Annotated in this window: 10 protein-coding genes and 1 pseudogene; 4 read left to right on the top strand and 7 right to left on the bottom strand. The window is 68.1% G+C overall.

What is annotated here, in order from left to right; all coding sequences use genetic code 11:
* Nucleotides 1-620, top strand: a pseudogene (locus U9979_RS17730) (bifunctional glutamine-synthetase adenylyltransferase/deadenyltransferase); the annotation flags it as partial.
* A gap of 84 nt (nt 621-704) precedes the next feature.
* On the opposite strand, the gene glnII reads toward U9979_RS17730, so the two are convergent.
* On the bottom strand, nt 705-1766 hold the full coding sequence (gene glnII / locus U9979_RS17725; RefSeq protein ID WP_322780256.1) for a glutamine synthetase GlnII: 1062 nt from the start codon (nt 1764-1766) through the stop codon (nt 705-707).
* Nucleotides 1767-2157: 391 nt separating this feature from the next.
* A complete protein-coding gene (gene glnA, locus U9979_RS17720; protein WP_322755521.1) occupies nt 2158-3582 on the bottom strand; it encodes a type I glutamate--ammonia ligase in 1425 nt (474 codons plus the stop codon).
* A gap of 182 nt (nt 3583-3764) precedes the next feature.
* Here glnA and U9979_RS17715 point away from each other — a divergent pair, with 182 nt between their 5' ends.
* Entirely contained in the window at nt 3765-4229 is a 465-nt protein-coding gene (locus U9979_RS17715) for an RDD family protein (RefSeq protein WP_322749060.1), read from the top strand.
* An 8-nt stretch (nt 4230-4237) separates the two neighbouring features.
* Here the strand turns inward: U9979_RS17715 and U9979_RS17710 are convergent, their stop codons facing one another.
* The gene (locus tag U9979_RS17710; RefSeq protein WP_322749059.1) at nt 4238-5041 is read right to left on the bottom strand and encodes a DUF4191 domain-containing protein; all 804 of its coding nucleotides are present in this window, start codon (nt 5039-5041) and stop codon (nt 4238-4240) included.
* Between the two features lie 57 nt (nt 5042-5098).
* Between U9979_RS17710 and U9979_RS17705 the strand changes: the two genes are divergently transcribed.
* Nucleotides 5099-5335 (top strand): hypothetical protein, encoded by a 237-nt coding sequence (locus U9979_RS17705; protein ID WP_322749058.1) that lies wholly within the window; start codon nt 5099-5101, stop codon nt 5333-5335.
* A gap of 172 nt (nt 5336-5507) precedes the next feature.
* Here the strand turns inward: U9979_RS17705 and lipA are convergent, their stop codons facing one another.
* The 3 genes from lipA to U9979_RS17690 all read right to left on the bottom strand — a co-directional run bounded on the left by lipA (nt 5508) and on the right by U9979_RS17690 (nt 7959).
* Nucleotides 5508-6446 (bottom strand): lipoyl synthase, encoded by a 939-nt coding sequence (gene lipA / locus U9979_RS17700; RefSeq protein WP_322780255.1) that lies wholly within the window; start codon nt 6444-6446, stop codon nt 5508-5510.
* Nucleotides 6443-7147 (bottom strand): lipoyl(octanoyl) transferase LipB, encoded by a 705-nt coding sequence (gene lipB, locus U9979_RS17695; protein ID WP_416220247.1) that lies wholly within the window; start codon nt 7145-7147, stop codon nt 6443-6445. Before lipB ends, lipA begins: the two co-directional genes overlap by 4 nt.
* Nucleotides 7148-7233: 86 nt before the next feature.
* Entirely contained in the window at nt 7234-7959 is a 726-nt protein-coding gene (locus tag U9979_RS17690) for a peptidase E (protein WP_322749055.1), read from the bottom strand.
* Nucleotides 7960-8145: 186 nt separating this feature from the next.
* On the opposite strand from U9979_RS17690, the gene U9979_RS17685 reads away from it, so the two are divergent.
* Entirely contained in the window at nt 8146-9666 is a 1521-nt protein-coding gene (locus tag U9979_RS17685) for a protein kinase domain-containing protein (RefSeq protein ID WP_322780253.1), read from the top strand.
* Between the two features lie 37 nt (nt 9667-9703).
* Here the strand turns inward: U9979_RS17685 and U9979_RS17680 are convergent, their stop codons facing one another.
* A complete protein-coding gene (locus tag U9979_RS17680) occupies nt 9704-10615 on the bottom strand; it encodes a TIGR01777 family oxidoreductase (RefSeq protein ID WP_322749053.1) in 912 nt (303 codons plus the stop codon).
* Nucleotides 10616-10655 lie beyond the last annotated feature (40 nt).

Here is a 10655-nt window from a genome sequence, read left to right as displayed (position 1 = left end):
ACTTTCGCCGGTGGTCAGCGGGTTGGGAGACCCAAGCGCTGTTGCGGGCGCGGCCGGTTGCCGGTGACGCGGAGCTGGGTGACCGGTTCCGTGCCTGGGTTGATGAGATCCGCTATCCGCCATTCCTGCCACCCGATGCCGTGGCCGAGGTCGTCAGGCTACGCGGCAGAATGGAGACCGAGCGCATCCCACGGGGTGTCGACCGTTCCCTGCACCTCAAACTCGGGCCTGGTGGTCTCACCGACGTCGAGTGGGTGGTGCAGGTGCTGCAGCTGCGTCACGCCCAGGCACTACCGGTGCTGCGCACGACGTCAACGCTTGCAGGCCTTCGGGCCGCCGCGGCCACCGGCCTGCTCGACCCGGCGCAGGCGGCGATCTTGTCGGACGCGTGGACCATGGCATCCCGGCTCCGTAACGCGATCACACTGACCCGGGGGCGTCCCGGCGACGTGCTGCCACATGCACCGCGGGCGCTGGCCCAGGTCGCGAGGGCGGTCGGCTATCCGGCGGAGCAGGCCGAGGCGCTGCTCGGCGACTACCGGCGGATGGCTGCGGGTGCACGTGCGGTGGCTGAGACGCTCTTCGCCCGCGAAGGGGCGGACGGGTCATCCACCGGATAGCGGGCTTTCCCCGTGCAACGCCTTGGGCGTGGCACGGGGTCCCGCGATCCGCGATCATGGTACAGATCAGGATGGTGACACAGATCAGGCCGTGACCGTGGTCTCGGCCGTGTCCTTCTGGCCTGGGATGGCCAGGGTCGGCCTCGCGCCGGCCAGAGCACTGCAGCAGGTGTCGACGATCAGGCCGGTGACCAGGTACGGGTCCATGTTGGCGTTGGGACGACGGTCCTCGATCCAGCCCTTCTTGGCCTTTTCCACCGCCCATGGGATGCGGACCGACGCGCCGCGGTCGGAGGCACCCCAGGAGAAGGTGTCGTACGGCGCGGTCTCGTGCTGACCGGTCAGGCGCTTCTCGATCCCGTCGCCGTAGTTCTTGACGTGCTCCAGCACCCGGGTACCAAGTGCCTCACATACAGTGACGATGGCGTCCCAGCTCTCCATCGTGGCCTTGGTGGAGAAATTGGTGTGTGCGCCGGCGCCGTTCCAGTCGCCGGGGATGGGCTTCGCCGCGAACGAGACGGTGACGTCGAAGTCCTCGGCCACCCGGTGGAGCAACCAGCGGCCGATCCAGATCTGGTCGCCGATGGCGGGGGGCGGAAGTACCCCGATCTGGAACTCCCACTGGGCCATCATGACCTCGGCGTTGGTGCCCTCGATTGCCAGGCCCGCGTCGAGGCATGCCTGCGTGTGCTTCTCGACGATGGCACGACCGACCATCTTCTCGCCGCCGACACCGCAGTAGTAGGGACCCTGCGGGGCCGGAAAGCCCACCTCCGGCCAGCCGAGCGGCCGGCCGTTCTGGAAAAAGGTGTACTCCTGCTCGATTCCGAACATGGGGGCCTGGTCGGCGTACCTCTCGGCTGCCTGCCGGCAGAAGGCACGGGTGTTGGTCGGGTGCGGGGTGAAGTCGGTCAGCGCGACCTCGCACAACACCAGGACGTTGGCCCCACCGCGAAGGGGGTCCGGGCAGGTGAACACCGGCTGCAGGACGCAGTCCGAGTTGAATCCAGGTGCCTGGTTGGTGCTCGAGCCGTCGAAGCCCCAGATGTCGGGTTCCCTGCCGTCGGCAACGATGCGGGTTTTGCTCCGCATCAGGGGTTCCGGCTTGGTGCCGTCGATCCAGATGTACTCGGCCTGGTAACTCACTCATACTCCCCGTGGTTGGAGTGGCACATAGCGGAGTGTCTCATCGCGTGCCTGTGGATTGCTCGACCCCGGCCGCGGGTGACACGAGGGTCCGTCCGGATCTTCGTCGTGTCCAGTTTCCCCACAGTTCCACCACGGTAAATTTTCGGTCAATCACGCGTTGCCGGACAGTTCAGTTTTCGGGCCTTCCGCACGTGCTTCCCGGGATCCGGGAACAAAGTCCTCCACACCGTCGGCTATGCGGCCCTTCAGCCGGGAACGGTGTCCCATGCGCACGACAGCGCCCGACCCGCGGCTTTCCGCGAACCGGGCGCCGATCGACGTGCCGCTGTTCCCCGCTATCGCCGGTCGGATGTCCCTGGTTCGGATGTCCGCCGGCCGATGTCTGGCGTCAGATGTCGTAATAGAGCTGGAACTCGTAGGGGTGGGGGCGCAGGCGGATGGCGTCAACCTCGTTGACGCGTTTGTAGTCGATCCATGTCTCGATCAGATCGGGCGTGAACACGTTGCCCTCGGTCAGGAAGTCGTGGTCGGCTTCGAGGGCGTCGAGTACCTTCTCCAGTGATCCCGGCACCTGCGGCACCGCGGCCAGTTCGTCGGGCGGCAGATCGTAGAGGTCCTTGTCGATCGGGTCCGGCGGTTCGATCTTGTTGCGAATGCCGTCCAGACCGGCCATCAGCATGGCGGCGAAGGCCAGGTAGGGGTTGCAGCTCGGGTCGGGCACGCGGAACTCGATCCGCTTCGCCTTGGGCGAGACGCCGCTGAGCGGGATGCGACAGCACGCCGAACGGTTGCGCGCCGAGTAGACGAGGTTGACCGGCGCCTCGTAGCCCGGCACCAGGCGCCGGTAGGAATTCGTGGTGGGGTTGGTGAACGCCAGTAGTGCCGGCGCGTGGTGCAGCAGCCCACCGATGTAGTGCCGGGCCAGCTCGGACAGGCCGCCGTAGCCGTTTTCGCTGTAGAAGAGAGGTTCGTCACCCTGCCAGAGGCTCTGGTGGACGTGCATGCCCGAGCCGTTGTCCTGGAACAGCGGCTTCGGCATGAACGTCACGGTCTTGCCGCGGGACAGCGCGACGTTGCGGATGATGTACTTGTAGAGCATCAGGTTGTCGGCGGTCCGCAGGAGCGTGCTGTACCGGATGTCGATCTCGGCCTGCCCGGCGGTCCCCACCTCGTGATGCTGCATCTCGACGGTGATACCGGCGCGGAACAGCGCCCGCACCATCTCCGAGCGCAGATCGGTGAAATGGTCGGTCGGGGGTACCGGGAAGTAGCCACCCTTGAACCTGGGCTTGTAGCCGAGATTCCCGCCTTCTTCCTTGCGGGCAGTGTTCCAGGCTGCCTCGACGGAGTCGACGGCGTGCATGGAACCGTACGGGTTGTAGTCGTAACGAACGTCGTCGAAGATGTAGAACTCGGCCTCCGGGCCGAAGTAGGCGGTGTCCGCGAAACCCGTCCCGCGCAGGTAGGCTTCGGCCTTTTTCGCCGTGTTGCGCGGGTCGCGGGAGTATTCCTCCTTCGTGATCGGGTCATGGATGAAGAAGGTCATCGCGAGCGTCTTGTGTTCGCGGAACGGATCGACGAAGGCCGTGCTCGGGTCGGGTAGGAGCAGCATGTCCGACTCGTGGATCGCCTGGAAGCCACGTATCGAGGACCCGTCGAACATCAGACCTTCGGTGAACACGGACTCGGCGAAGACCTCGGTCGGGATCGTAAAGTGCTGCATAATTCCAGGAAGGTCACAGAAGCGGACGTCGACGAACTCAACGCCCTCGTCCGCGATGTAGCGAAGTACGTCTTCGGCGTTTGTGAACATCCACCCTCCAGGGAAGCTTCATGGCTGTGTGGATAGGAAGGATACGCCATGACCCGATGCGGACCGTAACCCCATATGGTTCCGTCAGCATGATGAAGGCGTTTCGTGGCAGTAACATGGCCCTGATTTGTTACTCTCAGTGATTGAAAGCCCGGGGTGTCCGCGGGGCATACGCTTGCGCCGTGGGACGCGCTCTCGGAACCTGGCTGGAAGGTCCGCAACTACCCCGGGACACACCCCCCGGTGTACGGCTCGGCCTACCGGGGGAAGGCCCTGGTGCCGTGGTGGGTTTCGGCCACCGGTTGGCTGCGTTCGCGGTGGACGCCGTCGTGGCCAACCTGCTGGTGGGCGTACCGGTGCTCTTCGGGGTCCGCTACTCGGTCGATGCCCGCGGGCTCGCCGTCTACCTTGCGTTTCTGCTGGAGGAGTTCGTCCTGATCGCGGCGAACGGGCAGACCATCGGGATGCGCGTGGTCGGCGCCCGCGTCATTCGGGTGAGCGACCACGGCCGGCCGCGATGGTGGTGGGCAGCCGTCCGTACCGTGCTTCTCGGCCTGCTCGTCCCGGCCTTCATCTGGGACCGCGACCTGCGCGGCACCCACGATCGTGCTGCCGGCACCGTGATCGTTCGCGAGCCCGCACGATAGTCAGAAAATTACCGGATCTTCCCGCCGCGGGGGATATTGCGGGGGATCGGCCCCTTGGGGATGGGCAGGACCGGTGCGGTCACCGCCCGCAACCGTCGCTCGATGGGGTCGACCTCGCCCCGTCGTAGGGTACGGGGCAGCCGCATGAGGGTTCCCTGCAGCTTGGGTAGGGGCGTCTCGCCAGGCCCGGTGCCGATCACAATGTCGTGGACGGGGGCCTCGCCGATCACCTTGCGGATGCGTCGCACCTCGTTTCCGAGAAGCTCCCGTTGTCCGCGTCCCCGTCCCTCAGCAATGATCACGACACCGGCTCGACAGACCACGCGGTGTACCACGTCCTGGTGGCGGTTGATCGCGACAGCAGGCGTGAGTCGCCAGTCGCCACGCATGCGTTCGACGATTCCGGCTGCCGCGCCGGGCTGGCCCTCCATTTCGGCATAGGCCGTCCGCTGCACACGTCGGCTGAAGATGTTCATGGCGCTGACAAGGCCCACCATGATCCCGATGGGCAGCCACATCCACAGCGGTCCGACCAGCACGCCGAGCAGCGTCGCAAGGACAATGGGTACAACAAGACCGACAAGCGACCACCAGAGCGCGCGGGGATCACGTTCTCGGGTGAGCCGGTACACCGTCCTGATCTGTGCGAGGCGACTCGGCTTGGCCGCGCCGTCGCCGGCGTCCGCCTGTCGCTTGCGCCCCGTCGGTGCTGTCTTCGTCGGTGCTGTCTTCGCCGTACCGGCCTTCGCCGTACCGGCCTTCGTCGTACCGGTGCTCGGCGAGTCACTGCCGGACCTGTTCCTGCGTGCCATGACCGCGAGCCTACGACCCCGCGCGGACGATGCCCCTACCGTGGTCTTCGCCATGCGATGATCGGCGGTTTCGTGATTGCCTGTTTCGTGATCGATTGGTCAGCGCTCGGCGGCGACCGCGAGCCGACCCCCGGTCTGTGGTGGGATGCGGCCGACCGTCAACGGGGCCTCGGCGTGCTGGTCGACCCCCACATGAAGATCGACAGCGGCACGCCATGCGTTGCGGCGCGCGGTTCGCTGGCCGCCGTGTGGCAGCAGCAGGAGGGTGAGTTCTTCAATCGCGGTCAGAAGTGACCTCAACACGACCACACAGACCTCCCGGACCGGTCGTAGGCATTGTCAATCATGGTCTCGACCTTCATCCACGTGTTGCGGACGAGTGACTTTCCGGTGAGCCTAGTTCCGCCGGGACGTGTGCACCATCGCAGTGGCTACTCTGGGTAATAATTGTGTCGGCCGGGTGCGCTCAGCGCCCGACGATGGCGCGCTGCTCGACAGCTTGCCGGTACATCCGGCCCGCGCGGTAGGACGACCGGACCAGCGGACCCGACAGCACCCCGGCAAACCCCATCCGCTCGGCCTCGTCCCGCAGCTCGGCGAACTCCTCGGGGCGCACCCAGCGCTGCACCGGGTGATGACGTGGGCTGGGCCGTAGGTACTGCGTGATCGTCAGCAGCTCGCAGCCCGCGTCGAGCAGGTCCGCCATGGTCGCGAGGATTTCGGCGGGTTCCTCGCCGAGCCCGAGGATCAGGTTGGACTTGGTCACCAGGCCGGCCGCGCGGGCGGCCCGCAGAACGTCCAGCGACCGGTCGTAACCGAACCCCGGCCGGATCCGGCGGAACACCCGCGGCACCGTCTCGATGTTGTGCGCGAGTACCTCGGGAGTCGCCCCGAACACCTCGGCGAGCTGCTCGGCCCGGGCGTGGAAGTCGGGGATCAGCAGTTCGACGCCGACGTCGCCGCACCGTGCGTGGATCTCGCGGACCGTCTGGGCGTACAGCCAGGCCCCGCCGTCGGGTAGGTCATCGCGTGCGACCCCGGTCACGGTCGCGTAGCGCAGCCCCATGGCATGGACGGAGTCGGCGACCCGGCGCGGTTCGTCGGGGTCGACCGTCGCCGGTCGCCCCGAATCGATCTGGCAGAAATCACAACGCCGGGTACACACGTCCCCGCCGATGAGGAAGGTCGCCTCCCGGTCCTCCCAGCACTCGTAGATGTTCGGGCACCCGGCCTCCTCACACACCGTGTGCAGGCCCTTGTCGCGGACGAGCCCCAGGACCTCGGAGTAGTGTGGACCGGTCCGTAGCCGGGTCCGGATCCACGGCGGCTTGGGCTCGATCGGCGTGGCCGCGTTGCGCAGCTCGAGGCGCAGCAACTTCCGGCCCTCGGGTGTCACCGCGGTCACCCTGACATCTCCGCCTCTCGCACTGCCTCGGTCCCCCGAACCGGCTTGTGGGATCCGGATGTCGACACCGGTAGGGTCCGTGGCACCGTGGTGCGTGTCGTGAAGGCGCTCAGCACGTCGACCATGTGGTCTTCCACGATAGGCAGGGCCTCGGGGAGGGTCACGGTCCGTGCGAGCTCCCGGCTCAGGCTGGTCACTGCGGCGTCGGTGATCCCACAGGGGACGATGCGGGTGAAGGCGGTCAGATCCGGGCAGCAGTTGAGGGCGAAGCCGTGGTAGGCGACCCGGCGTCGGACCCGGACGCCGATCGCCGCGATCTTGCGCTCACCGTCGGTGGTCCACACGCCGGTGCGCCCGGCCACCCGTGTGGTCGCCAAGCCGAGGTCGGCGCAGGCGGCGATCAACCCGGCCTCCAGCGTGCGGACGTAGGCCACCAGGTCCAGCGGTTCGGGCAGGCGCACGACCGGGTAGCCCACGAGCTGGCCCGGCCCGTGCCAGGTGATTTTCCCGCCCCGGTCGACGTCCACCACCGGGGTGCCGTCAACGGGCCGCTCCCATGGCTGGGTGCGGCGACCGGCAGTGTAGACGCCGGGGTGTTCCAGGAGGATCAGCGTGTCGTCCACTTCGGCGGCGATCCGCCGGTCGGCCAGGCAACGCTGGAGCCGCCAGGCATCGTCATAGGGAACCAGTCCCAGCCGCATGACCTCCACAAAAGTGAGGCTACGCCAACCTGCGGAATCCTCCCAGAGACGATGGGGAAGACAGCGCCGGCGTCACACTGCCGGTGTCACACCGCCGGCAGGCGCCGGGGGATCTCCCGTGTCTCCCGCACCCCCGTGGTCGGGTCCTGTTCGACCCGCCACGCGAAGGCCTCGGCCCGGTCCGCGACCGCCTCGACCAGTTCGGTGCCGCGAAAGTGCAGGCCGACACCATCGTCGGTGGCCCAACCGGGCGGCAGCGAGCCCGCGGCGACCAGCTTCTGGTACAGCGGACGTCGGCCGGCCTCGGAGTCGTAGTGCGGGGTGTTGCTGAACGGCAGAAGCGCGAGCCCGTCGGTGACCGGTCGCAGGTCCGGACCGAACGAGTCGGTTGTACCTCCGACGTGCCAGCACAGCGACCCCGCGGACACGCCGCCCAGGACCACCCCGGCCGTCCAGGCTTCCCGCATGATCGTATCGAGTCCGTGTGTCCGCCACACCGCGAGCAGATTCGCGACGCTGCCACCGCCCACCCAGATCACATCCTGATCCAGCAGGTGTGCCCGGACGTCGGCCACGGTAGGCATGGGGAACAGGGCGAGATGGGACGCGCGCAGGTCCGGCAGGTCACGCGCCAGTGCCGCGTAGTAACGCGCGTAGCTTGTCGGGTCGTCGCCGCTGGCGGTTGCCAACAGACAGAGCTTGGGACGCGCGGGGTTCCCGGCCAGGCGCAGCGCGTGGTGGATGATCGGGCCGACCCGTGCGCCCCACCGCCCGTCCGGCATGAAGCCGGCGCTGGTCGCCAGGATGTTCATGGTACCTCCTATGTTTCGGTACGGTATCTCCGCCGGGCCACGCTGTATTGCTCTGTGTCGCGGTCGTTCCGTGGCGTGGCGCGGCCAACCTATCCGGACCAACTGTTCGCACGAGTTATCCACAGGTTTCCGGTGAGGGCTGCACAGAACGGCCTTTTCGGCCTACCGTCACTGCTTGTGACAGCAATGGACGATTCCATGGGTTCTCGCGGCTACCATGGGATTCCGGGTACTCCGGCCGTCCGCGGGGTGGTGCTGCGGGCCCGAGTTCGAGGCGGCGGTGCCGGGGAGGTCTGGGCCGGCCGTGTGGTGGCCACGGGGGCCGAGTGCGTGGTCCGCCGCGTCCGACTGCCACCGGACGCGGCGGCCAGGGATGCCGCGATGCGAGCGGCGCAGGTCCTGCTCGGGCTTTCCCATCCCCACCTCCTCCCGGTCATCGACGTGGTTGCCACCGCCGAGGGCCTCGCGGTTGTCGCCGAGCCTGTTGCCGGGGCGATCAGCCTGGGTCACCTGTTGGAGACGCGGGATCGCCTCGACCCCGGTGAGGTCGTCACGGTCGGGCTGCCGGTGGCCCAGGCATTGGCCGCGGCGCATGCCGCCGGCGTCGTCCACGGACAACTCGATCCTGATGATGTCCTGTTGGAGCCCAACGGCCGACCGGTACTCGCCGGCGTCGGTGTTGCGGGTCTGGCGGGTGCGTCCGCGACGCCCGCGGTGGATGTCAGTGATCTCGCGAGCCTGTTGTTGGCGGCGATGCCGCAGGCGACCGGTCCGGACGCGGCGGCGGTTGCCGTGGCGGTCGCGCCGGCCCTGGTCGATGATCCTGTCCGCAGGCCAACCGCGGAGGATCTGGTCGCGGCGTTGGCGCACAGCGCCACCCCGCTGCCGGTTCGTTTCGTCAACAACGCCGTCACCCCACTGCCGCTGCCGCCACTGCCCCCACCGCCACCCGGAGTCGATGACGCCCACGCCGAGCCCGCCGAGCGCGGCCCGCGGCCAGGGCCGGCCGCCCGCACGACGCCGCGTCCGATCCGGGCGCCGCGCACCACCCACGGCGCCGCCGGTGCGTCCACCCCACCTGCGTCCACCCCGCGCGCTGTGACTACTCGTACGTACGCCCCGCGTACGTCCACCCTGGGTGGTCCCGCCGCCGGTGGTGAGCCGGCAGCCGCCTTCGCCGGCCCACGGCGGATCTGGGCCGTCGTGGCCGTGCTCGCCGTGATCGTGGTGCTGACAGTCAGTGGCCTGCTGGTCCTCGTCCGGTCCGGTCCGCAGCGCGCGCGCCCGCTCGACGCCTCCCCTGCCGCGCGGGTGTCGCCCGAGCAGGTCTGGCGGGACGTCATCGTGGGTCTGGACAATGCCCGCAACCAGGCGTTCGAGCAGGCTGATGAGGCGGGCATCGCCGGTGTGGACGCTCCCGGTAGTACCGCATACGCGCGGGACGTGGCCCTGATCCGGCAGATAGGGGCGCTCGGTGGACACGCCGTCGGTCTGCATCAGGAGATTCTCGACCTTGTCATTCGAGAGACCGGCAGTGAGAAGTCCGTACTGCGGATCACCTATCGGCGTCTGCCGTACACCTATGTCGACAAAGCAGGGACGGTGCTGGCGCGACAGCCCGGCCACGACCGGTTGCAGTCCGACGTCACCCTGGTCAGAACCGAACAGGGATGGCGCGTTGCGACCCAGGTCGACGCCGTCGCCTGAACGCTCGGGATCCGCTCATCATGGATGTCATCACCGATCACCGATCACCGTCGGCATTGGCGATGACCGCGTGCAGAGCGGTGTGGATGTCGGGTTGGGAGAACGCGAAACCAGCTTCGGTGAGTACCTGAGGGATAACTCGTTGGGAGACGAGCACGCCCTCGTCCGCGAAGTCGCCCAGCACGACCCGCAACGCGACAGCGGGTACCGGCAGGATCGCCGGGCGGCGCAGCGTAGAGCTGAGCGCGCGGGTGAATGCCGCGTTGGTGACCGGCTCGGGACTGGTCAGGTTCACCGGGCCGTGAACGGCGTCAGCGGTGAGCAGAAAGCCGATCGCCGCGATCTCGTCGGCCAGGGTGAGCCAGCTCAGCCATTGGCGGCCTGATCCGAGCCTGCCGGCGACACCGAGCCGGAACAGCGGGAGCTGCCTGGCGAGGGCTCCGCCGCGGGCGGCCAGCACGACACCTGAGCGCAGGTGGCACACCCGCACGCCGGCCTGCTCGGCGGCCGCGGTGGCGGCCTCCCACGCGGCCGTGACCTCGGCGAGGAAGCCTGTTCCGGGGGGCGCGGATTCGTCGACTACGCGATCATCGGTGTCGCCGTACCAGCCGACCGCGCTGGCTGAGAGCAGGACCCGTGGCGGCCCGTCCAGACCGGCGAGAGCATCCGCGAGCAGCGTTGTGCCGGCGACCCGGCTGTCGAGGATCTGTCGCTTATAGCTGTCGGTCCAACGATGGTCACCGACCCCGACGCCGGCAAGGTGGACGACGGCGTCGAGGCCGGTCAACGCCGCCGGATCGAGCATGCCGGCGCCGGGATCCCAGGGGATCTCGAAGTTGCCCCTGGGCGGCCGGCGGACCAGGACGCGAACGGTGTGCCCGTCACGGCGCAGCGCCGGGACGAGCGCGGAGCCGATCAGACCGGTGGCGCCGGTGACAGCGATGTTCATTGACCGGATCCTTGCGTGTTCGTGGTGGGTCGGCGAGCCG

Source organism: Protofrankia sp. Cas4, from assembly GCF_963555915.1.
In the GTDB taxonomy this organism is placed as follows: domain Bacteria; phylum Actinomycetota; class Actinomycetes; order Frankiales; family Frankiaceae; genus Protofrankia.
Note: the sequence above shows the minus strand (reverse complement) of the source record. Positions and strands in the feature narration are given on the sequence as shown.